Origin of the sequence: Pandoraea sp. NE5, from assembly GCF_024363545.1 — a bacterium.
Taxonomy (GTDB): domain Bacteria; phylum Pseudomonadota; class Gammaproteobacteria; order Burkholderiales; family Burkholderiaceae; genus Pandoraea; species Pandoraea cepalis.
Genome location: NZ_AP025517.1, coordinates 2,160,891 through 2,185,244, shown reverse-complemented (window position 1 = coordinate 2,185,244; position 24,354 = coordinate 2,160,891). Strand labels below are relative to the sequence as shown.

Here is a 24,354-nt window from a genome sequence, read left to right as displayed (position 1 = left end):
TCAATCCTTGGCCAGAGCCGCGCACACGCGCGCCACTTGTTCGGTGGCGTCCGGCTTGGCGAGCGCCCTGGCTTTCTCTCCCATCGCGAGCAGCGATTCGCGCGTCTGACGGCGCAACCACTCGGCCAGGGTCTCGACCGACAGCTCGCGCTGGTCGATCAGCGTTGCCGCGCCCTTGTCGGCGAGGAAACGCGCATTGGTTGTCTGATGGTCGTCGACGGCATGCGGGAACGGCACGAACAACGCCGCCACGCCCGCCGCCGCAACTTCGGCCACCGTCATCGCGCCCGCCCGACAGATCACCAGATCCGCCGCCGCGTAAGCCGCGACCATGTCGTCGATGAACGGCACGGCATCGACCGTCACCCCCGCTGCCGCGTAGTTCGCCTGCAGCGTCTGAATATGTTTAACGCCCGCCTGGTGCGTGACTTGTGGACGCGCGTCGCGCGCCAGCTTCGCCAGCGCCTTGGGCACGATCTCGTTGAGCACCGTCGCGCCGAGGCTGCCGCCCACCACCAGAATACGCAGCGGCCCGGTGCGCGCGCGGTAGCGCTCTGCCGGCGGCACCATCTCGTCGAAGTCGGCACGGATCGGATTGCCGACCCATTCGCCGCCGGCGATGGTGTCGGGGAACGCGAGCAGCACCTTGTCGGCCACGCGCGCAAGGACCTTGTTCGCCATGCCGGCCACCGAATTCTGCTCGTGCAGCACGAGCGGACGCCCCAGTAGCGACGCCATCATGCCCGCCGGGAAGGAGATGTAGCCGCCCATCCCGAGCACCACGTTCGGCTTGACGCGGCGGATCGCGCGGAAGCTCTGCCAGAACGCGCGCAGCAGATTGAGCGGCAGCAGCAGCTTGGTCATCGGGCCCTTGCCGCGCAAGCCGCCGAACTTCACGAACGCCATCGGAATGTCGTACTTCGGCACGAGCGTCGCTTCCATGCCTGCCGCATTCCCAAGCCACACCACGCGCCACCCCTGCACACGCAGGAAGTTGGCGACCGCGAGCCCCGGGAAGACGTGACCGCCCGTGCCGCCGGCCATCACCAGCAGCGTGCGCGTCTTCGTTTCCGGGGCCGACATCGCGGTGGCGCGCTCGGTCATACTTTTCCTCCCCGCATCAACACGCGGTTCTCGTAATCGACCCGCAGCAGAATCGCCACGGCCACACAGTTGAGCAAGATGCCCGAGCCGCCGTAGCTGACCAGCGGCAGCGTGAGGCCCTTGGTCGGCAGCAAGCCCAGATTCACGCCCATGTTGATGAAGGTCTGCGAAGCGAGCCACACGCCCACGCCCTTCGCGAGCAGGCCGGCGAACGTGCGTTCGAGCGCCAGTGCCTGACGGCCGATCTCGAACGCGCGGCGCACCATCCAGTAAAAGAGCAGAATGACGACCAGCACGCCCACGAAGCCGAACTCTTCGCCGATCACCGCGAGGATGAAGTCGGTGTGCGCTTCGGGCAGGTAGTGCAGTTTCTCGATGCTCCCGCCCAGCCCCACGCCAGTCCATTCACCGCGTCCGAACGCGATGAGCGAATGCGTGAGCTGGTAAGCCTTGCCGAGCGCGTAGTCCTCGCGCCACGGATCGAGATACGCGAAAATCCGCTCGCGACGCCACGGCGACAACCAGATCAGCATGGCGAACGTGCCCACGGCCGTGAGCGCCAGTCCGCCGAACAGGCGACCGTTCACGCCGCCGAGGAACAGCACCCCCATCGCGATGGCCGCGACCACCATGAAGGCGCCCATGTCCGGCTCGAGCAGCAGCAACATACCGACGAACACAACGGCGACGCCCATCGGCAAGAAGCCCTTGCGGAAGCTCTGCATGAATTCCTGCTTGCGAACGGTGTAGTTCGCGGCGTACAGCGTGACCGCGAGCTTCATGATTTCCGACGGCTGCAGATTGAGCACTCCGAATGGAATCCAGCGCTTCGAGCCGTTCACGCCCTTGCCCAGGTGCGGGATCAGCACGATCACGAGCAACATCAGCGCCAGCAGAAAGACCTTGGGCGCGAGCTTGTCGAGTGTCTTGACCGGAATACGCAGCGTAATGAGGGCCGCGACCAGTCCGATCGTCAGCGAGACGATGTGACGCACGAGAAAGTGGTACGTCGTGTATCCGCTGTACTTCGGTGAGTCCGGCAGCGCGACCGATGCCGAATACACCATCACCAGCCCCAGCGACAGCAGCGAAATCACCACCCAGACGAGCGCGTGATCGTATTCGAGCATGCGCGAGCGGGTCGGCTTGATGCTGCCGAGCGTACGGCTCGCGGCATGGGTCGCGGCGCCCGGAGCGGCCGCCGTACCTGCCCCGGCAAAGCCGGCCTGACGCTTCTTGCTGAAGAACGACTTGATACGGTTCATAGCATCACCCCCGCGTCGGCGGCCAGATCAACCACGGTGTCGCGAAACACTTGCGCGCGATGCTCGTAGTTGCGGAACATGTCGAAGCTCGCGCAGGCCGGCGAGAGCAGCACCGCGTCGCCCGGCTGGGCCAGCTTCGCAGCGTCTCGCGTGGCGGCTTCGAGCGTCGGGGCATCGATCAGATCGACGCCCGTGTCGGCCAGCGCTTCGCGCAGCTGCGGCGCGTCGCGGCCGATCAGCAACACCGCGCGCGCGTGATGCGCCACGGGGTTGGCCAGCGGCGAGAAGTCCTGCCCCTTGCCGTCGCCGCCGACGATCAGGAGCAACGTCTTCTGCAGGCCGTTGATGGCCGCAACCGTCGCGCCCACGTTGGTGCCCTTGCTGTCGTCGTAATACTCGACTTCGTTGATCGCGCCGACGAGCTGCACGCGATGCGGCTCGCCCGGGTATTCGCGCAAGCCGTGCAAGAGCTTGGCCATCGGCAGGTCGATGGCGCGCGTGAGCGCGAGCGCCGCCAGCGCGTTGGCGGCATTGTGCTGACCGCGGATGCGCAGCGCGTCGGCGGGCATGAGGCGTTTGCCGATCACCTCGAGCGTCGCCTCCACGGCACCGGCCTTGCGGCGCTTCGGCGCCGGCGGGGCGTCGTCGCGCGAGAAGCCCTCGACCAGCCACGACATCCCGCCCTCCATCTCCAGGCCGAAGTCGCCCACGGCCTCGGGCTTGCCGGTGCCGAAGGTCACGACATTGGCCTCGGGCGTGGCGAAACCCATCACGCGAGCATCGTCGCGATTGAGCACGCGAACGGTCTGCGGGCCGAAAATGCGCGCCTTGGCCTTGGCATAGGCCTCCATATCGCCATGCCAGTCCAGATGGTCCTGCGTGATATTGAGAATCGCGGCCGCATCGGGCGCGAGAGAATGCGTGGCCTCGAGCTGAAAGCTGGAAAGTTCGAGCACCCAGACATCGGGCAACGTGGCGTCGGCGATGCATTCGCTCAGACGGTCGAGCGCCGTCGGGCTGATATTGCCCGCGACCGCCGTGCGCTTGCCGGCGCGACGGCATAGCAACCCCGTCAGACTCGTGGTCGTCGTCTTGCCGTTCGTGCCGGTAATGGCCAGCACCTTGGGTGCGTAGCCGCTCGTCGCGTGCATGTGGCGCAGCGCCTGCGCGAAGAATTCGATCTCGCCCCACACGGGAATGCCCCGCTCGGCCGCCACCGCCAGCAGCGCCGCCACATCGGCGGAGAGCGGCGAGAGGCCTGGGCTGATACCGATCAGTTCGATGTCGGCGAGCAGCGTGTCGACCTGAGCCCCGAACGCACCGCCGACGAATTCGGCCTGCGCGGCGTCGGCACGCAAGGCGAGAACATTCGGCGGTGTCTCCGACGACGCAAAGCGCGTGTCGGCCGCCCGCACACGGCAGCCGTAACGCGCGCACCAACGTGCCATCGCCAGGCCGGACTCTCCCAGACCCAGGATCAGGACACGCGGTTGCCAGGATTCACCAAACTTCTCGCCGAACACGTCGCTCATTCCCTTTTATCGATTCACACCACCGACGAATGCATCACCTCAACGTCGCCGATATTCCGCTATCGGCGCGAGCGGCCTTACCTTGAGTCCTGCTTTGCGAAAAGGCGACATTGTCATTTCACAAGGTCGCCTTTTCGCGGGCCCCGGGCCTCGTCAGCGCAGCTTCAGCGTCGACAGACCGATCAGCACCAGCATCAGCGTGATGATCCAGAAGCGAACCACCACCTGCGTTTCCTTCCATCCGGACAATTCGAAGTGGTGGTGCAGCGGCGCCATCTTGAAGATGCGTCGCCCTTCTCCGAAGCGCCGTTTCGTGTACTTGAACCAGGTCACCTGCAGCATCACCGACAACGTTTCCACCACGAACACGCCCCCCATCACGAAGAGCACGACTTCCTGACGCACGATCACGGCCACCGTGCCGAGCGCGCCGCCGAGCGCCAGCGCCCCCACGTCGCCCATGAACACCTGGGCCGGGTGTGTGTTGAACCAGAGGAACGCAAGCCCCGCGCCCGACATCGCCGAACAGAACACGAGCAATTCGCCCGCGCCCGGAATATGCGGGAACAGCAGGTATTTCGAGTACACGACGTTACCCATCACATACGCAAACACGCCGAGGGCCGCGCCGACCAGCACGACCGGCATGATGACGAGACCGTCGAGACCGTCGGTCAGGTTCACCGCGTTGGACGAGCCGACGATGACGAAATACGTGAGCGCAATGAAACCGAACACGCCCAGCGGGTAGCTCATCGTCTTGAAGAACGGCACGATGAAGTCGGCCTTCGGGGGCAGATCAAGCGGGAAGCCATTACGCACCCAACTGATGAACAGCTCGAAGACCTTCAGATTGCTCGTCTCCGACACAGAGAACGCCAGATAGATCGCGGCGAACAGACCAATGATCGACTGCCAGAAGTACTTCTCGCGCGACGACATGCCGCGGGGGTCCTTGTAGACGACCTTCCGGTAATCGTCGATCCAGCCGATGATGCCGAAGCCCAGCGTAACGGTCAGTACGATCCAGATGAAGCGGTTGCTCAGGTCCGCCCACAGCAGCGTGGCGACCGTGATACCGATGAGAATCAGCACACCGCCCATCGTGGGCGTGCCCGACTTCACAAGGTGAGTCTGCGGGCCATCGGTACGCACCGCCTGGCCCACCTTCATTTCGGCGAGCTTGCGGATGACCATCGGCCCGAACGCGAGCCCGATCACCAGCGCCGTGAGGCTTGCCATCACGGCCCGAAACGTCAGGTAGTTGAACACGCGCAAATAGCTCGCATCCGCTTGCAGCCATTGCGCCAACGTCAGCAACATTCCATCAATCCTTTTTCACTTGGCAGGGGCGTTGCCGCCCCCGCTTTCACTCGTCGCGCGCAACTGCTCAAGCACGCGCTCCATCCGCATGAAGCGGCTTCCCTTGACCAATATCGTGGCCGGCGCGCTCAACGTGGCATTCAGCTCGGCCACGAGCGGCGCCACATCCGTCACGTCGGAAAAATGCTCGCCGCCGTCACCGAAGGCCGCGACACTGGCTGTCGTCTGGTCGCCCATCGCGAGCAAACGATCGATACCGCGCTGGGCGGCGTACTCGCCCACCTCGCGGTGAAACGCCGGTCCGTTGTCGCCGACTTCGCCCATGTCGCCGAGCACCAGCACCCGTGGGGCCGGCGTCTGCGCCAACACGTCGATCGCGGCGCGGACCGAATCGGGGTTCGCATTATAGGTGTCATCGATCAATGTGACACCCGCGAGCGGCCCCTTGGAGAGCGTTGACACCTGGAGACGGCCTTTGACGGCGGAAAACCCTTCGAGTGCCCGCACGATCGAGCCAATGTCGACATGCGCACCCAACGCACAGGCAATCGCAGCCAACGCATTGCGCGCGTTGTGCTCACCGAGCAGCGGCAATGCAAGCGAAAACTCACCGGCCGGCGACGTTACACGCAGTACGCGCGTTGCGACGTCGTAGCGTCCGGAGACAGCGGCGCGGCCATCGAGCGCGAAGTCGAGCACACGGCGCTTGCCTGCGATCTCGCGCCACATCGGCGCAAATTCGCTCTCCGCAGGGAATACGGCAACCCCGTCGTGGGACAGCGCTGCCAGCACGGCTGAATGCTCTTCGGCGACAGCGGCCACGCTCACCATGAACTCTTGATGTTCTCGCTGCGCGTTGTTGATGACGGCCACCGTCGGTTGTGCAATCGCCGCGAGGTACGCCGTTTCGCCGGGGTGATTCATGCCCAGCTCCAGCACCGCCAGCTTGTCGCTGCCGTTCAGACGGAACAGCGTGAGCGGCAGGCCAATGTCGTTGTTCAGGTTGCCGGCGGTCGCCAGACGCGCCTCGGCCCCCACCGCCTCGGCGAAGATCGCCGAGATCATTTCCTTGACGGTCGTCTTGCCGTTACTGCCGGTGACGGCGACCACGGGAATCGCGAAGCGGCGGCGCCACGCAGCGGCCAGCTCGCCCAGCGCGATGCGCGTGTCGGGCACGATGAGCGCCGGCGTCGCGAACCCTTCCGGCACGCGCGACGCGACCACCGCAGCCGCCCCGGCACGCGCCACGTCGGCCAGGAAGTCGTGCGCGTCGAAGCGCTCGCCCCGGATCGCCACGAAGAGATCGCCCGGCTGCACCGCGCGGCTGTCGGTCACGATGCGCGCAAAGGCGGTCGCTGGGGCGCCCGTCACGTGCGAATCGCGAACGGCGGTCTGGGCATCGCTCAATTGCCACATCATCGTCATTCGCCACCTCCGCGCACGGTGGTCGCACGCGCGGCGAGTGCCAGACGCGCATGCTCCTGATCGGAGAACGGCCTTTTCTTACCCATAATTTCCTGCGTACTTTCGTGTCCCTTGCCGGCGATGAGCACGACATCGGCGGCTTGCGCACCGCGCACGGCCTGCAGAATCGCGCTCGCCCGGTCTTCGATGCAACGTGCCGCGCCCGGGTGCGCAAGGCCCGCGGCGATTTGCGCCATGATGTCGGCCGGCACTTCCGTGCGCGGGTTGTCGCTCGTGAGCACGACGGCGTCGGCCAGGCGCTCCGCCACCGCGCCCATTTGCGGACGCTTGCCCGTATCGCGGTCACCCCCGCAGCCGAAGACACAGACGAGCTTGCCGCCACGCGCCGAGGCTACCGGCCGCAACGCGTCGAGCGTCTTATCGAGTGCGTCGGGGGTGTGCGCGTAGTCGATGACGACCAGCGGCTGCCCCGGCTGTCCGATTTGCTCCATACGCCCGGACACGGGGGTGAGCGCGGCAAGCCCGGCAATGGCGGCGTCTTGCGGCGCCCCGGCGGCGAGCGCCGCACCCAGCACGGCGAGCGCGTTGCTCACATTGAATTCGCCGATGAGCGGCACAGTGATCTGCTGACTGTGATCACCGAGATACAGCGTGAAGCGCGTACCTGCAGTGGTCGCGCGGATATCCTCGGCGCGCAGCACAACGTTGCCATGCGCCGACTTCGCGTCGCCATGCAGGCCGTATTCATAGACCGGCGTCTTCCCGGCCAGACGCGCGAGCAGGCGTTGCCCCATCGCGTCGTCGCGATTGATGACGGCCGCCTTGAGGCCCGGCCAGTCGAACAGACGCGTCTTCGCCGCCTCGTACTCGGCCATCGTGCCGTGGTAATCGAGATGGTCTTGCGTCAGATTGGTAAAGACAGCGATGTCGAAGGCCACGCCGTTCACGCGTCCCTGATAGAGACCGTGCGACGACACCTCCATCGCGACCGCCGCCGCGCCCTGCGCCCGCAGGTCGCTCAGGCTGCGCTGCAACTGGACCGCATCGGGCGTGGTGAACCCGGTCACCGTCAGATGCCCGGGAAAGCCGCTACCCAGCGTGCCGATCACCGCGCTGCGCTTGCCCGCTTTCGACAACAGTTGCGCGAGCCACTGACTGCACGATGTCTTGCCGTTTGTGCCGGTTACGCCCAACGTCGTCATGCCAACGCTCGGCTCACCGCACCAGAGCGCCGCCAGCGGGCCTGCCAGCCAGTCAAGTCGCGGCACGCCGAACGCCGGCACGTTCGCGAGGCTGGCCAGCGACGCTGGCCAAGTGAAGTCGTCGCTCTGCCAAAGCACTGCGGCAGCGCCGCGCTCCACGGCGTCGGCGATGAAACCGCGGCTGTCGGCGCCTTTGACGGCGTACGCGACGAAGACATCGCCCGACGTCACGCGACGGCTGTCAGCCTGCAGCGCTGCACCGGCCGGCACCGTACGGCGCAGCCAGTCCCACGCCTGCGTCAGCGTGGCGCGCTCGGCGGCGTCGGCGATGAGCGCGAGCGTGGCGGGGTTGTGCGGCGTCGGGGTCACGGTGCCCATGGCTCGCTCTCCTCCACCTTGTCGCTCACGACGAGCTTCGTTACCGGCGAATCCGGCACCACATTCAACGCGCGCAACGTGCCGCCCACGATCGCCGCGAACGCCGGACCGGCGGCCACGCCACCGTAGTGCGACCCGCGCCCCGGCTCGTCGAGCGTGACGGCCACGATGATGCGCGGCTCGGACATCGGTGCCATGCCAACGAACGACGCGCGATATTTGCTCTTGTCGTATCCCTTGCCCGACTGTTTGTACGCCGTGCCGGTCTTGCCGCCGACGCGATAGCCGATCACTTGCGCCCGCGTGGCGGTACCGCCGGGCGACGTCACCATTTCCAGCATCTTGCGCACTTCGCGGGCCGTCGCGGGAGAAATCACCGGCGTGCCCTTCACGACGCTGCCATCTGTCTTGTAAATGGAGATCGGCAGCAGCTCGCCGTCATGCGCGAACACGGTATAGGCACGCGCCAGTTGAATCAGCGACGCCGACAGGCCATAGCCGTAGCCCATCGTCGCCTGCTCGATCGGACGCCAGCTCTTGGCCGGACGCAAACGCCCCGCCACCGCGCCCGGGAAACCGATCTTCGGCGCTTGGCCGAGGCCGACGCTCGTGAACATGTCCCACATTTCCTGCGGCTTCATCTGCAGCGCGATCTTGGCGGTGCCGATATTGCTGGACTTCTGGATGACGCCCGCCACGGTAAGCAGACCGTAGTCGTGCGTGTCCGTGATGTTCGCGCCGAAGAAGTTGGCCCGGCCGGTCGTCATCACCGTCGACGTCGGCGTCACGTGCCCATTTTCGAGGGCAGCGGCAATGGTGATCGGCTTCATGATCGAGCCCGGCTCGAACGTGTCGGTCATCACGCGGTTGCGCAACTGCGCGCCGGTCAGGTTGGTACGGTTGTTGGGGTTGTACGTCGGCAGGTTCGCGAGCGCCAGCACTTCACCCGTGCGTACATCGAGCACCACGGCGCTGCCGGCCTTCGCACCCGTGCGCTCGATGGCGTCTTTCAGTTCGCTATAGGCGAGGAACTGGATCTTGCTGTCGATCGAGAGCGTGATGTCATGACCGTCGCGCGGCTGCGCCAGGATGTCGACACCTTCGACCACCCGGCCGAGACGATCCTTGATGACGCGACGGCTTCCCGGCGTGGCCGCCAGATCCTTCTGCATCGACAACTCGACGCCTTCCTGCCCGATGTCTTCCACGTTCGTGAAGCCGACCACGTGGGCCGCGATCTCGCCTTCCGGATAGAAACGCTTGTATTCCTTGCGCTGGTACACGCCCGGGATGTCCAGATCGGCGACCTGCTTGGCCACGTCCGGCAACACCTGGCGCTTCACATAGACGAAGCTCTTTTCCTGATTCAGCTTCCGGCGCAGATCCGGCTCGCCCATCTCGAGCAGACGCGCGAGCTGGCGCACCTGTTGCGTCGAGATATCGTCGGGCACGTCTTCGGGAATGGCCCAGATGGCCTTGACGGGCAGACTGGTGGCAAGCACCTGTCCGTTACGGTCGAACACTTTGCCGCGCGTGGCGGACATCTCCAGTGTGCGTTCGTAACGGCTCTCACCTTGGCGCTGATAGAAGGCATTGCCCGGGCCCTGAATCCAGAAGGCGCGCGCGACCAGCGATCCGAACGCACCGAATATCACGAAGACGAGCATCTTCGATCGCCACATCGGCAGACGCACGGACAGGACCGGGCTGGCAGAGAACTGCACATCCTTGGTCTTGGCCTTGGCGTCCTTGCGGCGATTCATCGCTTGCCTCCGCTCTCGGGCGCGGACGCGGCACTCGCGCTCGGCACCGGCACGTCAACCATCGCGCCGGCGCTACCGGCCGGTGCGGACAGATATTGCGTGCGACCGGGCGAGACGGCCTGCATTTTCAGGTCGTTGCGCGCAACGCTTTCGATGCGGGCACTCTTGCTTTGCGCGCTCTGCTCGTACTGGAGGCGATCCCAGTCCTGCAACAATTGATGCTCGAGCGCCTGCTCGCGATTGAGTTCGACGAACGTACCGCGTGCCCGATACTGGGCATTGATCAGCGACAGCGCGCAGCCGATGAGCAACACGAGCAGAAGCGCATTGAGCCGGCTCATGGTGACACCCGCTCCATGACCCGCATGATGGCCGAGCGCGAACGCGGGTTCGCCTCCACCTCGGCGGCGGACGGCTTGATCTTGCGGCTGGCCTTGAACGGCGGTTCGGGAATTTCGTGGGCACGCAAGGGCACGCGGCGGTCCACCACCGGCGCACTCGAGCGCGCTTGCATGAAGCGCTTCACGATGCGGTCTTCCAGCGAATGAAAGCTGATCGCCACGAGTCTGCCTCCCGTTTCGAGGACATCGGCCGCTACGTCGAGGGCTATCTGCAAGTCCGCAAGCTCTTGATTGACGTGAATCCGTAGAGCCTGAAAGGTGCGTGTTGCCGGGTCCTTGCCCTTCTCACGGGTCTTGACGGCGCCCGCCACGATCTCGGCAAGCTCGCGTGTGCTGACGAGTGGACCGAGGCGATCGGCGTTTGCCCGGCGAGCAACAAGCGCCTTTGCAATCTGAAAAGCAAACCGTTCTTCCCCATAGTCCTTGATGACCTCCGTCATGTCTTCCAGCGTTGCCCGGGCCAGCCAATCGGCGGCCGACTCACCGCGCGTGGGATCCATGCGCATGTCGAGCGGGCCGTCGAAACGAAAACTGAATCCGCGCGCGGGGTCGTCGACCTGCGGTGACGACACGCCCAGATCCAGCAACACCCCCGACACCTTGTCGATACCGCGGCGGGCTAGCGCCTCGCGCAACGTCGCAAAGCTGTCGTGTTCAATCGAAAATCGCGGATCGGCAATTTTTGCCGCCTCCGCGATCGCTTGGGGATCCTTGTCGAACGCGATCAGCCTCCCCTTGGCGCCCAGCCGCTCGAGAAGCCTGCGACTGTGCCCGCCGCGGCCGAAGGTGCCGTCGACGTAGACGCCGTCGTCGCGCCACAGCAAGGCATCCACGGCCTCCTCAAGCAGGACCGTGCGGTGCTGCATAACCGTTTCCACCGCGTGCGTCATGCTCGTCGGACCACCTGATCTGTCAAAAAGTGAAGTTTTTCAGTGCATCCGGCATGCCTTGCGCCATTGCCGCCTGTTCCTTGGCGGCGTACGTCGCGGCATCCCAGAGTTCAAAGTGACTGCCCATGCCCAGCAGCATGACTTCCTTGTCCATGCCCGCGGCCGCGCGCAACTCGGGCGCCACCAGGACACGTCCCGCCGAATCCATCTCGACGTCGGCAGCGTTGCCCAAGAAGATGCGTCGCCACCAGTGCGCGTCCATCGGCAGTGCGGCGATCTTGCCGCGGAAGATTTCCCATTCGGGACGCGGGAACAGCAGCAGACATCCGTCGGGGTGCTTGGTGATTGTCACCTTGCCTTGCGCGTCGCCTTGCAGCACGTCACGATGCCGGGCCGGAATCGACATCCGTCCCTTCGCATCCAGTGAAAGTGCCGAGGCTCCCTGAAACACATGCGCTCCCGTGAGGTTTCGTCCGCCTGCCCGTCATGCCGAACGAGAAAGATTTTGTGCTCTACACCACACAAAAATACACTTTCTCACACTATTTCCCACTTTAGAGGAGAGTGTTTGGGCGGTCAAGCGTTTCACCCGATTTTCGGAGGGAATTTGTTAGGCAGAACAATGACTTAGCTCACTTTCCTAAAGCCGGAAAACGGAATTTTGTCAGGAAAATTAAAGACATAACTGCGATAGTGAATGTGGAACCTCAAACTTTAGATACTGCCTCGCGGGAGGCCCGCCAGCACTATCGCTAGCGAGTAGTGCGCACTTACGCCGAGCCAAGGCGCGGCAACTGCCGGTTGGCACGCGCCACACGAGGGGAAGATCGACACGGGAGGTGGGGGTCAATCGAGGAAACGCTTCAGGGGCTCTATTCAAGTGCTCTATTTCGGGCGCGCTATTTCAAGTGCTCTATATATAGTAGGCCGTCGTCGTCATGACTTTCGCGGCCGCGCGCATTACGCGCTGTACCGGGGCGGGCAGATCAATCCCGCCGGCGTCGCGCGCCGCCTGACCGTGCTCGATCTCGTCCCGGCGCATCTGGTCAACGATGGTGCGCGAGCGCACGTCGTGCGGTGGCAAGTCGTTGAGGTGGCTATCAAGATGGTGCTCGACCTGCCGCTCCGTCTCCGACACGAAGCCCAGGCTGACTTTGTCGCCGCACTTGCCCGCCACGAAGCCGATGGCAAACGCGCCGGCATACCAGAGCGGGTTGAGCAGGCTCGGGCGCGAGCCGAGTTCCGAGAGACGGTGCGCCGTCCAGGCAAGGTGATCTTCTTCCTCCTTGCCGGCGCGCTCGAAGGCGGAGCGCAGCTCCGGACGCGTTGTCGCCAGCTTCTGCGCCTGATAAAGCGCCTGCGCGCACACTTCCCCCACGTGATTCACGCGCATAAGGCCCGCAACATGCCGCCGCTCTTGCGGCGTCAACGCGTCGTCGCCGATCGGTGCGTCACTCAATATAGTAGAGCGGGAAGCATCGACAGCAGGTGTCGGGCGGGAGGCTTGCGTAACGCCGGCGATCGCTCGCAGGCCGCGGTCAAGTTCAGAGATCAGGCTGTCGGAAAACATCGTACTTTCAACTCACTTCGATTTTTCACAATGTGGGACGCCAGACGATTGCGTCACGTCCGTCACGGATGATACGCGCCTTTGTCCGGCGCGCCTTGCGCGGGCGCAAAGGCATGAAAGCCCCGCTGGACGCCGGTTTGCGGGCTGTTGCGTAAACGAAACAAAGGACGCCGCAAACCCGCGCAAAACCGGCCTTTTCCTTTGCCGCCCACAGTGAATTTGTTACATTACGTCCAACTTCTCGCGAAGTTGATTAGCAAGGACGTTATCACTAGTGACCTTGTTAAACAAATCTCACAATCCTTTGGAGATCACTCAATGAAAAAGTCGCTTCTCGCTCTGGGTGTGCTCGGCGCATTCGCTGGCGCTGCTCACGCTCAAAGCAGCGTGACCCTGTACGGTATCATCGACGGTGGCTTCACGTACGTGAACAAGACGGGCGGCAACGTTGCCGGCACGGGCAACGCCACCAAGAACATTTCGCTGAACAGCGGCAACCTGCAAGGTTCGCGTTGGGGCCTGAAGGGCGCTGAAGATCTGGGCGGCGGCCTGAAGGCGATCTTCGTGCTGGAAAGCGGCTTCAACGTCAACAACGGCATGTCGGCTCAAGGCGGTCGCCTGTTCGGTCGTCAAGCTTACGTTGGCCTGAGCAGCGCAACGGCTGGCACGGTGTCGATCGGTCGTCAGTACGACTCCGTAGTTGACTTCGTTGGTCCGTTCGCTTCGGGCAGCCAATGGGCAACGTATTCGGGCGCTCACCCGTTCGATAACGACAACCTGAACAACTCGTTCCGCATCAACAACTCGATCAAGTACACGACCGCCAACTACAACGGCTTCAGCGCTGGCGCTCTGTACGGCTTCTCGAACTCGGCTAACAACGGTTCGACGGGCACGGGCTTCGCGAACAACCGTGCATGGTCGGTTGGTATGGGCTACGCCAACGGTCCGTTGACCTTGGGCGCTGGCTACTTGTACCTCGGCGCACCGGGCAGCAACTCGAGCGGCGTGCTGCTGAGCGGCGACCAGAACACGGCGATGACCGCCGGCGGCCTGGCCTCCAGCGACAAGGCATACATTGCTTCGGCAGGCGGTTCGTACGCCTTCGGTCCGGCTACGGTTGGCCTGGTCTACAGCCACAGCAAGTATGACTACATCGGCGGCGGCAGCTGGAAGTTCGACAACGTCGAACTGAACGGCAAGTACATGCTGACCCCGGCCCTGCAACTGGGCCTGGCTTACACGTACACCTGGACGAAGCTGGCATCGGGCACGACCGATATTTCGCCGAAGTACCACCAAGTCAACCTGGGCGTCGACTACTTCCTGTCGAAGCGCACGGACACGTACCTGGTTGGTCTGTGGCAACACGCCAACAACGACGCTCCTGGCGGCGCGTCGATGAACGGCCAAGGCTTCGCGAACAGCACGAACCAGTTCGCCGTTACGGCTGGTATCCGTCACAAGTTCTAAGCTGACAGCTTCTGTCACTTAGGCTTTGACGAAAGGGCACCTTCGGGTGCCCTTTTTTTATCGTGTCGGCGAAGCAGCAACTGCTGCCACCGTTTGCCGGTTGCTGGCATCGCGTGCACCAGGACTTCGTAACGACCCCAGCTTGACCGAGGGTTTATTTCAAACCTAAAATTTCCATACTGTAAATTTTACGTTGCCCACCATGAGCCTCGCCGACGCCGACTCTCTCGATCTCGAAACCCGAGCCCACGATCGCGAGCACGATGCCCTGCGGCTATGGCTGCGCCTCCTCACCTGCGCCAACATGATCGAGACAGACATCCGCTCGCGCTTGCGCCAGGATTTCGATTGCACGCTGCCTCGCTTCGATCTGCTCGCGCAACTCGACCGACACCCCGAGGGGCTGAAGATGGGGGAGCTTAGCAAGCGGATGATGGTCACCGGCGGAAACGTCACGGGTATTACCGATCAGTTGGAGAAGGAAGGCTGGGTCACGCGCCAGACGGTCGCCAATGACCGGCGCGCCTTTCTGATCAAGCTCACGCCACGCGGTAAGAAGGCGTTCTCCGATATGGCTCGTGCTCATGAACAGTGGATCGAGCAGCGCCTGGGAAGGCTGCCGGAAGACAGGCAGAAGCAACTTTATGCCCTGCTGGGCGACCTGAAGTCGGTGATTGCCTGAGGGATGCGAGACGCCGTATCCCATCTGAAACGGCGACACCGCCACTCACTTTAGATCCGGGATCTCCAACGTTCGACCTGCGCCGCGTTGACGCTCAAGGCTCGGTGTCGCCCTTCGCCCTTCGCGCGTCGAACGCCGGGCTCGGACGCTCGGATCCAGATTCTGCGGTGTTCCTCAGACAGTCTATCGCCGCGCCTGCAACGGCTTGTCGAGCAAGTCGCGCGCTGCGGCGGCCGCCGGGGTGCTGTCTAGCGCGGTGAGCGCTGCAACGCGCTCGGCCTCTGGCCGCTTCGATAAGGTTTTAACGGCGGCATAAAAGGCTGGCAGGTCGTCATGCACCTCCGCCAGCATCGCCATGAACGCCGGCACCCACTGGTTATACGTCGCGAACGATCCGATTTTGGCGTTATTCAAGTGCGAGGCAAACCAAAGGTCAAACCCCTTGTACCCACCCCAGGACGCCTTCAATCGCTCGTAGTCAGCACGCATGCTGGCGAACAGCGCGTCCTTGGTCGCGATCTTCTGCGCGTTCGTTTCCGAGCCGTCGTACAGGGTTTCCAAGCGCTTGCGATAACCCTCCACCAATTGACGGAACTGGCGTCGGTGCGCGTCGTATCGCTCGTATTCCATGGCCGCGTCGGGATGCGCCGTCAGCCAGCGCCGTACGCCCACGGTTTCCACTGTCACGGCGAAAGACTCGTTGAATGCCGTATCGCCTCGAACAAATAGAATCTGATGCGCGAGTTCGTGGAAAATCATCCGCGCCACTTCCGCCCGCGGAAGATAGATGAAAGTGTTGAGCAGTGGATCGTCGAAATAGCCCAGCGTTGAATACGCCGGAATCCCCGCGACGAACGTCTCCCAGCCATCTCGGTGCAACTCGGCCGCATAAGCCTCGGCGGATTCACGAGAGTAATAGCCCCGATACTCGACGCATCCGACGACCAGCAGGCAGGATTCGCGAAGCTTCAACGACAACGCGGGCGCGGCGAAGACGTTGTAGACGACGAACGGTCGCTTGAGGTCCGCATAGCTACGATAACTCCCGTTGTCCGGTTCACCGAGCGCGGACACCGCATAGCTTCGGATTTGCTCGGCTTCTATCAGCCGTGTGCGCAAATGCGGGGCAACCGATGGGTCGGCAAGCAGATCGGACACCGGCTGCGCTTCATGCAACACGGTGAAGTGCCCGTTAATCGACTGCGCGTAGTAACCGACCTGGCCGCATCCGGCAAGACCGAACAGTACCGCCCAGCCGGCGGCTAAACCCACGGCGGCGCGAAACATCGAACGCCGGCATGCGGAGAACACCGGGAACGGTGTGAGCATCGCAGCAGGGTTACGCATCGCGGGCTCCTCGGCGTCAGCTCGGCATCGGCAGGCGTGACGACCGGTCTTATGCCGGCGCGACTTCGACCAGGCAATCGTAGAACGTTGGCGCTCGTCCCAGATCGGTCAGCTGCTGGCTGGTGACCTCGTTGGCATTCTTGCCGTCCGGAGCGAGTTTCTTCCACCAGATAGACAGACCCACCACGACGCCTTCACGTGCCTTCTCCGTCACCCGAGCCTTTGCGCTCAAGATGCCTCGATCGTTGAAGATTCGCACATCGCCGCCATTCTCAATGCCTCGAGGCGCGGCATCCGCGGGATGAATATCGAGCGTCGGCTCTCCCACCGAGGCACGCAGGCTATCGACGTTCACGAAGCTCGAATTCAGGAAGTGACGGGCGGGCGGTGAAATCATTGCCAGGGGATAGCGTGCCGCCAGATCCGGATTGCTCGCCACCGATTCGTACGGCGGCACCCAGTCGGGTAGCGGATCGAAACCTTCCTGCAGCATGCGCTCGGAATAAAACTCACACTTGCCCGACGGCGTGTAGAACTGCCCGTTCGCAAAGGGCGCGTCCGGCAGATCGTATCGGATCCACCCATCACGCTTGAGGGTCTCCCAGTCACCCCCTGCCATGCGAGCATCGTCCCAGCGAATGGATTGCGCGGCCAATTGATCGTCGGTATCGGAGAAACAAGCCTCCTGCCATCCCATGCGCCCCGCCAACAGACGAAAGATTTCCGAGTTGGGCTTGGCTTCGCCGAGCGGCGCAATGGCCGGATTATTCGCCAGCAGATAGGTATGGCCGTAAGCCTTGTGGATATCCAGATGCTCGAGCTGCGTCGTTGCCGGCAGCACGAAGTCCGCATAATCGGCAGTATCGGTCTGGAAATGCTCCAACACCACGGTGAAGAGATCTTCCCGGGCGAAGCCCGCCGCCACCTTGCCCGACTCCGGTGCCACCGCCACTGGATTGCTGTTGTAGACCACCAGCGCCTCGATCTTCGGCCCGAACGAATCGTCGCCCGGATGGCAAAGGGCATCACCGATCGCGCTCATGTTCACCACGCGGGCCGGCTTTTCCTGATGTGGCCGCAGATCGGGCCGTGCCTGCGCCACCGAATCAACGGGTGCGTAACCCGACGCCGACATCAGCAGCCCGCCCGCCGGATCGCGCCACGCGCCGATCAGCGCCGGCAGGCAGGCGACCGCGCGGGTCGCCTGCCCGCCGCCTCTGGCTCGCTGCATGCCGTAGTTCAGACGAATCGCCGCGGGCTTCGCGTTCGCATACTCGCGCGCCAACGTCGTGATTGTGTCTTCGGAGATACCGCAAATTTCCGCGACGCGGGCCGGCGTGTAGCGTCGTACGCGCTCCTTGAGCTGCGCGTAGCCCACCGTGTGTCGCGCAATGTATTCGTGATCAACGCGATCTTCATCGATCAGGACATGCATCATGCCCAATGCCAGCGCCGCGTCCGTGCCTGGCAGCAAGGCAATGTGCTGATGGCACTTTTCCGCCGTGAGCGAACGATAGGGATCGATGGCGATCAACTTCGCACCGCGACGCTTGGCTTCCTGCGCGATGGCCCAGAAATGCACGCTCGACGTAATCGGATTGCTGCCCCAGATGAGAATCAGCTTGCTGTCGACAAAGTGTTCGACGTGCATGCCGACACCAGCGCCGTACGTGTAGCGCAGCCCCGCGGCGCCGGCGCTCGCACAGATCGTGCGATCGAGGTCGGACGCGCCGAGCTTGTTGAAGAACCTTGCCGCCATCGATTCGCCTTGGACGAATCCCATCGTGCCAGCATAGCTGTAGGGGAGAATCGCTTCGGGCTCGCGTGCCGCAATCGCCCCCAGTCGCGAGGCGATCTCGTCAAGCGCCTCATCCCAACTGACTGGCACGAATTGCCCGCTCCCCTTCGGTCCGACGCGCTTGAGCGGATGCAACAAGCGATCCGGATGATAGGTTCGTTCAGTGTATCGAGAGACTTTCGTACACAAGACACCCTTGGTCGTCGGATGGTCCGGATCGCCCTGGACCTTGATAGCGACGCCATTTTCCACTGTAACGTGCATGGCGCACGTATCGGGACAGTCATGCGGGCATGCGGCCCGAACGACGCGGGTGTTGGTCGTCATGAAACGACTCCTCTCTTTACGAAATTGCCGCGACCGCCAACGGCGCGACGTTGACGACATTGTATTACGTTCCCCCCCGCCTCACCCCGCGCCACGGTCGCTTGCGACATTTTCCAGACGTGTCTGGCGCAGCGATCGGACGTTTCTGCTCCAAGGTGCCAGACCAGGTCATTAGGGGTAAGATGGACCATTGCGCCCCGCAGGAAACCCAAACATGAAGCTCATTCCAGAAATCGACGCCGCTCGTGGCGAACTCCAGACCATCCGACGTGATATTCACGCGCATCCCGAACTGTGCTTCGAAGAGAAGCGTACTTCGGACGTGGTGGCGGATACGTTGACCCAATGGGGTATCCCCATTCATCGCGGACTCGGTAAAACCGGCGTCGTCGGCATCATCAAGCAAGGCAGCAGCGAGCGTGCGATCGGCCTGCGCGCCGATATGGATGCGCTACCGATTCGTGAGGCGAATACGTTCGAGCACGCGTCGAAGCATGAGGGCAAGATGCACGCCTGCGGTCACGATGGTCACACGGCCATGCTGCTTGCCGCCGCGAAATATCTCCAGACGCATCGCCATTTCGACGGCACCGTCTACCTGATTTTCCAGCCAGCCGAGGAAGGCGGCGGCGGCGCGCGTGAGATGATCAAGGACGGACTGTTCGAGCGCTTCCCCATGCAGGCGATGTTCGGCATGCACAACTGGCCGGGCGCGCCGACCGGTACGTTCGCCGTGACGCCGGGTCCCATGATGGCCTCGAGCAATGAATTCAAGATCACGCTTCGCGGCAAGGGAACCCATGCGGGCATTCCGAATGCCGGCATCGATCCAGTGATTGCGGCTGTGCAGGTAGCGCAGGCGTTGCAGAGCATCATCACGCGCAACAAGCGGCCGATCGACGCCGCAGTGCTCTCCATTACCCAGATCCATGCGGGCGACACCACAAACGTGGTTCCCGATGTGGCATGGTTGGGCGGCACGGTTCGCACGTTTTCGATCGAGGTCCTGGATCTCATTGAGACACGTCTGCGAGAGATTGCCGAATTCGTGGCCAAGGGGTTCGGCTGCTCGGCGGACATTGAATTCCTTCGCAATTACCCGCCGACGATCAATGATCCGGGCATGGCAGCGCTGTGTGCCGACGTGATGCGCGAGGTGGTCGGCAACGAGAACGTCAACGACACGGTGGAACCGACGATGGGGGCGGAGGACTTCTCGTTCATGCTCCTGAAGAAGCCGGGCGCGTACGTGTTCATCGGAAACGGCGATGGCACGCACCGGGACACCGGCCATGGCCTGGGTCCGTGCAACCTGCACAATGCCAGTTATGATTTCAACGACGATCTGCTCCCGCTTGGCGGCACGTACTGGGTCAAGCTGGTCGAGACCTATTTTGGACGCAATCCGTAAGCTGCCTGATCCCTGCGTTCGGGCGAGAATAAGAAAAGCCGGCAAGTATCACTTGCCGGCTTTTTCGCTTTTGATGCGAATGAGATCGCGTTATTTCGCGGCCGTTGTCGTGGGAACACCCTCCGTTTCGAGACGAATGTCACCGTACCATGCGGTAAATTTCGATCGAGTATTGTCGCCGTCGCTCATGATTGCAATACCGATCAGACGCCCTGGAGGCTCGCCAAACGCTTTCTCATAATCCCTGGCGATATCGCGAGAATACGTCTGCCATCTTCCAAGGTGCTCGTCACCGCGCTCGACAACGAGGGAGCGAATACGACCGGTATAAGGATTGGTGACGACATCGTCCACCGAGAATTTATCATCACCCCAGGTGTACATCAGGGTCGCAAACGGTAAGTCACGACCGCTGACCATACGCGCCAATTCGCGATGCAGTTGATCTTGCATGGTCAGTTTTGCGGGATCGCCATCGAACGCAAGGGCGATGCGAACGGGTGCGTCATCGAATGCCTTCGTGCGAATATCGGCACTCGCGGGGATGGCATCCGCTCGCCAGCGCCACGTCAGCTTGGCGCCTGGGTACACAGGAATGTCGAGCGTCTGTGCGATGCCGGACGCAGATTTGTCGACCGAGGCGCGAATCACCGCGATGCCCTGGCTATCGATCGTCTGTTCGTAATGGGTGAGCCGTTTGTTGCGGGTGACGAGATACGTCTCCCAGCGCGGGGGCAAACCCTCCGGATTCACGGCAGCGGAAAGGGGAGCAATGTCATCGCTTTGTACCGACGAAGGCAATGCCGAGGCATGTTTCGACGAGGTTCCCGGCAACGTACATCCACCAATCCCCAAGATAACTATGGCGGTTACAACCCACGCCGCTCCCGCACGCCATCTTGCATGGCGCTTGCTTCGATCCTGATTGACCACCTGTTTCGCTCTCCGAACTTCCACTAACCCCGTGGCCAAATGCTAAGCGAGAAATGGATATCGATCCAGACGGAATTTCCCAGAAAAGCAAAAACCCCTTGCTACACGAGTTAGCAAGGGGTTTTTAGGGGGAGCCTGACGATTACCTACTTTCACACGGGTATCCGCACTATCATCGGCGTGGAGTTGTTTCACGGTCCTGTTCGGGATGGGAAGGGGTGGTTCCAACTCGCTATGGTCATCAGGCATAACTTGTATGTTCTGCTGAGCGGGGCTCAGAAAAACCAATTTGGAAGAAGCGTAGTACTACATTGGTTGGGTTGCGAGTTGTATCGGCACACTGCACGACACTCACACCAGGAAAAACACACTGGTTATAGGATCAAGCCTCACGGGCAATTAGTATCAGTTAGCTTAACGCATTACTGCGCTTCCACACCTGACCTATCAACGTCCTGGTCTTGAACGACCCTTAAGGGGAATCGAGTTCCCAGGGAAGTCTCATCTTAAGGCGAGTTTCCCGCTTAGATGCTTTCAGCGGTTATCTCTTCCGAACATAGCTACCCGGCGATGCCACTGGCGTGACAACCGGTACACCAGAGGTTCGTCCACTCCGGTCCTCTCGTACTAGGAGCAGCCCCCTTCAAACTTCCAACGCCCACGGCAGATAGGGACCAAACTGTCTCACGACGTTTTAAACCCAGCTCACGTACCTCTTTAAATGGCGAACAGCCATACCCTTGGGACCGGCTACAGCCCCAGGATGAGATGAGCCGACATCGAGGTGCCAAACACCGCCGTCGATATGAACTCTTGGGCGGTATCAGCCTGTTATCCCCAGAGTACCTTTTATCCGTTGAGCGATGGCCCTTCCATACAGAACCACCGGATCACTATGACCTGCTTTCGCACCTGCTCGACTTGTCAGTCTCGCAGTTAAGCACGCTTTTGCCATTGCACTATCAGCACGATTTCCGACCGTACCTAGCGTACCTTCGTACTCCTCCGTTACACTTTGGGAGGAGACCGCCCCAGTCAAACTGCCTACCATGCACTGTCCCCGATCCGGATTACGGACCTAGGTTAGAACCTCAAACAAACCAGGGTGGTATTTCAAGGACGGCTCCACAGAAACTAGCGTTCCTGCTTCAAAGCCTCCCACCTATCCTACACAGACCGGTTCAAAGTCCAATGCAAAGCTACAGTAAAGGTTCATGGGGTCTTTCCGTCTAGCCGCGGGTAGATTGCATCATCACAAACACTTCAACTTCGCTGAGTCTCGGGAGGAGACAGTGTGGCCATCGTTACGCCATTCGTGCAGGTCGGAACTTACCCGACAAGGAATTTCGCTACCTTAGGACCGTTATAGTTACGGCCGCCGTTTACCGGGACTTCAATCAAGAGCTTGCACCCCATCATTTAATCTTCCGGCACCGGGCAGGCGTCACACCCTATACGTCCACTTTCGTGTTTGCAGAGTGCTGTGTTTTTATTAAACAGTCGCAGCCACCAGTTTATTGCAACCCTTTCACCCTCCTGGCGCAGGCCAGTCAAGCTACAAGGGCGTACCTTATCCCGAAGTTACGGTACCAATTTGCCGAGTTCCTTCTCCCGAGTTCTCTCAAGCGCCTTAGAATACTCATCTCGCCCACCTGTGTCGGTTTGCGGTACGGTCTCGTATGACTGAAGCTTAGAGGCTTTTCTTGGAACCACTTCCAATTGCTTCGTACCCGAAGGTACTCGCCCCACAGCCTTGAATTACGCGCCCGGATTTGCCTAAGCGCCTTCTCCACTGCAGGGACCGGGACTTCCAACACCCGGACAACCTTCCGCGATCCGTCCCCCCATCGCATCATACGACGGTGCAGGAATATTAACCTGCTTCCCATCAGCTACGCATCTCTGCCTCGCCTTAGGGGCCGACTCACCCTACGCCGATGAACGTTGCGTAGGAAACCTTGGGCTTACGGCGAGGGGGCCTTTCACCCCCTTTATCGCTACTCATGTCAGCATTCGCACTTCTGATACCTCCAGCATCCTTCACAAGACACCTTCACAGGCTTACAGAACGCTCTCCTACCATGCGAGCAAGCTCGCATCCGCAGCTTCGGTATATTGCTTAGCCCCGTTACATCTTCCGCGCAGGACGACTCGATCAGTGAGCTATTACGCTTTCTTTAAAGGGTGGCTGCTTCTAAGCCAACCTCCTGACTGTTTTAGCCTTCCCACTTCGTTTCCCACTTAGCAATATTTAGGGACCTTAGCTGGCGGTCTGGGTTGTTTCCCTCTTGACACCGGACGTTAGCACCCGATGTCTGTCTCCCGTGATTGCACTCTTCGGTATTCGGAGTTTGCTATGGCGAAGTAATCCGCAATGGACCCTTCAACCATGACAGTGCTCTACCCCCGAAGGTGATACACGAGGCACTACCTAAATAGTTTTCGGAGAGAACCAGCTATTTCCAAGTTTGTTTAGCCTTTCACCCCTATCCACAGCTCATCCCCTAATTTTTCAACATTAGTGGGTTCGGTCCTCCAGTACGTGTTACCGCACCTTCAACCTGGCCATGGATAGATCACTTGGTTTCGGGTCTACACCCAGCGACTGAACGCCCTATTCGGACTCGCTTTCGCTACGCCTTCCCTATTCGGTTAAGCTTGCCACTGAATGTAAGTCGCTGACCCATTATACAAAAGGTACGCAGTCACCCCTTGCGAGGCTCCTACTGTTTGTATGCATGCGGTTTCAGGATCTATTTCACTCCCCTCCCGGGGTTCTTTTCGCCTTTCCCTCACGGTACTGGTTCACTATCGGTCGATTACGAGTATTTAGCCTTGGAGGATGGTCCCCCCATCTTCAGACAGGATTTCACGTGTCCCGCCCTACTTTTCTCAAGCTTAGTTCCACACCAGGGTTTTCTCATACGGGGCTATCACCCACTATGGCCGGACTTTCCATTCCGTTTTGATAACACCGGTGCTAAATCTTGAAGGCTGGTCCCATTTCGCTCGCCACTACTTTGGGAATCTCGGTTGATTTCTTTTCCTGCAGCTACTTAGATGTTTCAGTTCGCCGCGTTCGCTTCACTAGACCTATGTATTCAGTCTAGGATGACCCAAAGGGCCGGGTTTCCCCATTCGGACATTTGTGGATCAAAGCTTATTTGCCAGCTCCCCACAACTTTTCGCAGGCTATCGCGTCCTTCATCGCCTGTAATCGCCAAGGCATCCACCACATGCACTTATTCGCTTGACCCTATAACGAGTGTGTCTTTCGGCACATTCCCTATAGGTTGAGTTTTCGCGTTGTGCCGTATTCCAAGTCATCTTTCGATCACTTAAATACTAGTTGATACAATCACAACCCGTACAATTTCCACGCGCCATCTCTAACGCGCTTCCGTTGTACTACTACTTCTTCCAAATTGTTAAAGAACAAATACTGCATGACATTGCTGTCATTCAAAAACGTTCACGCTAAATCACTATTGGGATTTACTACAGACGTAAAAGCTTTTGACTGACATCGA

General features: G+C 61.3%; 17 protein-coding genes and 2 rRNA genes. 3 read left to right on the top strand and 16 right to left on the bottom strand.

From position 1 onward, the window contains the following. The 11 genes from murG to coq7 all read right to left on the bottom strand — a co-directional run bounded on the left by murG (position 1) and on the right by coq7 (position 12,853). Positions 1-1,104, bottom strand: a complete 1,104-nt coding sequence (murG, locus tag PanNE5_RS09980; RefSeq protein WP_410007572.1) for an undecaprenyldiphospho-muramoylpentapeptide beta-N-acetylglucosaminyltransferase — start codon at positions 1,102-1,104, stop codon at positions 1-3. Then, positions 1,101-2,369, bottom strand: coding sequence for a putative lipid II flippase FtsW (ftsW, locus tag PanNE5_RS09975; RefSeq protein ID WP_261939698.1), 1,269 nt, complete (start codon positions 2,367-2,369; stop codon positions 1,101-1,103). Before ftsW ends, murG begins: the two co-directional genes overlap by 4 nt. After that, positions 2,366-3,901 (bottom strand): UDP-N-acetylmuramoyl-L-alanine--D-glutamate ligase, encoded by a 1,536-nt coding sequence (murD, locus tag PanNE5_RS09970; RefSeq protein WP_261939697.1) that lies wholly within the window; start codon positions 3,899-3,901, stop codon positions 2,366-2,368. Before murD ends, ftsW begins: the two co-directional genes overlap by 4 nt. 153 nt (positions 3,902-4,054) lie before the next feature. Next, complete coding sequence (mraY, locus tag PanNE5_RS09965; protein ID WP_017234757.1) at positions 4,055-5,224, bottom strand: phospho-N-acetylmuramoyl-pentapeptide-transferase; 1,170 nt, start codon at positions 5,222-5,224, stop codon at positions 4,055-4,057. 15 nt (positions 5,225-5,239) lie between these two features. Continuing rightward, the gene (murF, locus tag PanNE5_RS09960) at positions 5,240-6,649 is read right to left on the bottom strand and encodes a UDP-N-acetylmuramoyl-tripeptide--D-alanyl-D-alanine ligase (protein WP_261939696.1); all 1,410 of its coding nucleotides are present in this window, start codon (positions 6,647-6,649) and stop codon (positions 5,240-5,242) included. Then, positions 6,646-8,229 (bottom strand): UDP-N-acetylmuramoyl-L-alanyl-D-glutamate--2,6-diaminopimelate ligase, encoded by a 1,584-nt coding sequence (locus PanNE5_RS09955; RefSeq protein WP_261939695.1) that lies wholly within the window; start codon positions 8,227-8,229, stop codon positions 6,646-6,648. Before PanNE5_RS09955 ends, murF begins: the two co-directional genes overlap by 4 nt. Further along, positions 8,217-9,992: a peptidoglycan D,D-transpeptidase FtsI family protein gene (locus PanNE5_RS09950; protein WP_017234760.1), complete on the bottom strand. Its 1,776-nt coding sequence runs from the start codon at positions 9,990-9,992 to the stop codon at positions 8,217-8,219. Before PanNE5_RS09950 ends, PanNE5_RS09955 begins: the two co-directional genes overlap by 13 nt. Then, positions 9,989-10,333, bottom strand: coding sequence for a cell division protein FtsL (gene ftsL / locus PanNE5_RS09945; RefSeq protein ID WP_017234761.1), 345 nt, complete (start codon positions 10,331-10,333; stop codon positions 9,989-9,991). The genes PanNE5_RS09950 and ftsL overlap by 4 nt, the downstream gene beginning before the upstream one ends. After that, positions 10,330-11,259 (bottom strand): 16S rRNA (cytosine(1402)-N(4))-methyltransferase RsmH, encoded by a 930-nt coding sequence (rsmH, locus tag PanNE5_RS09940; RefSeq protein WP_017234762.1) that lies wholly within the window; start codon positions 11,257-11,259, stop codon positions 10,330-10,332. The genes ftsL and rsmH overlap by 4 nt, the downstream gene beginning before the upstream one ends. Before the next feature lie 46 nt (positions 11,260-11,305). Further along, positions 11,306-11,734 carry a division/cell wall cluster transcriptional repressor MraZ gene (gene mraZ / locus PanNE5_RS09935; RefSeq protein WP_026132111.1) on the bottom strand — a complete coding sequence of 143 codons (429 nt, stop codon included), beginning with the start codon at positions 11,732-11,734 and terminating at the stop codon, positions 11,306-11,308. Between the two features lie 462 nt (positions 11,735-12,196). Then, positions 12,197-12,853, bottom strand: coding sequence for a 2-polyprenyl-3-methyl-6-methoxy-1,4-benzoquinone monooxygenase (gene coq7 / locus PanNE5_RS09930; protein ID WP_261939694.1), 657 nt, complete (start codon positions 12,851-12,853; stop codon positions 12,197-12,199). Between the two features lie 318 nt (positions 12,854-13,171). Between coq7 and PanNE5_RS09925 the strand changes: the two genes are divergently transcribed. Both PanNE5_RS09925 and PanNE5_RS09920 read left to right on the top strand, forming a co-directional pair. Then, complete coding sequence (locus tag PanNE5_RS09925) at positions 13,172-14,326, top strand: porin (RefSeq protein ID WP_017234765.1); 1,155 nt, start codon at positions 13,172-13,174, stop codon at positions 14,324-14,326. 202 nt (positions 14,327-14,528) lie between these two features. Next, a complete protein-coding gene (locus tag PanNE5_RS09920) occupies positions 14,529-15,008 on the top strand; it encodes a MarR family winged helix-turn-helix transcriptional regulator (protein ID WP_017234766.1) in 480 nt (159 codons plus the stop codon). A gap of 183 nt (positions 15,009-15,191) precedes the next feature. Here the strand turns inward: PanNE5_RS09920 and PanNE5_RS09915 are convergent, their stop codons facing one another. Together PanNE5_RS09915 and PanNE5_RS09910 are read right to left on the bottom strand one after the other, a co-directional pair. Beyond that, positions 15,192-16,295, bottom strand: a complete 1,104-nt coding sequence (locus PanNE5_RS09915) for an aminopeptidase (RefSeq protein ID WP_039830502.1) — start codon at positions 16,293-16,295, stop codon at positions 15,192-15,194. Between the two features lie 109 nt (positions 16,296-16,404). Beyond that, the gene (locus PanNE5_RS09910) at positions 16,405-18,480 is read right to left on the bottom strand and encodes a molybdopterin-dependent oxidoreductase (RefSeq protein ID WP_261939693.1); all 2,076 of its coding nucleotides are present in this window, start codon (positions 18,478-18,480) and stop codon (positions 16,405-16,407) included. A 214-nt stretch (positions 18,481-18,694) separates the two neighbouring features. On the opposite strand from PanNE5_RS09910, the gene PanNE5_RS09905 reads away from it, so the two are divergent. Then, positions 18,695-19,891, top strand: coding sequence for a M20 aminoacylase family protein (locus PanNE5_RS09905; protein ID WP_261939692.1), 1,197 nt, complete (start codon positions 18,695-18,697; stop codon positions 19,889-19,891). Positions 19,892-19,981: 90 nt separating this feature from the next. On the opposite strand, the gene PanNE5_RS09900 is transcribed toward PanNE5_RS09905, so the two are convergent. The 3 genes from PanNE5_RS09900 to PanNE5_RS09890 form a co-directional block, all read right to left on the bottom strand. Further along, on the bottom strand, positions 19,982-20,824 hold the full coding sequence (locus PanNE5_RS09900; protein ID WP_261939691.1) for a DUF3047 domain-containing protein: 843 nt from the start codon (positions 20,822-20,824) through the stop codon (positions 19,982-19,984). A 133-nt stretch (positions 20,825-20,957) separates the two neighbouring features. Next, positions 20,958-21,070, bottom strand: a 5S ribosomal RNA gene (gene rrf, locus PanNE5_RS09895). Positions 21,071-21,202: 132 nt separating this feature from the next. After that, a 23S ribosomal RNA gene (locus tag PanNE5_RS09890) occupies positions 21,203-24,080 on the bottom strand. Between the last annotated feature and the right edge of the window lie 274 nt (positions 24,081-24,354).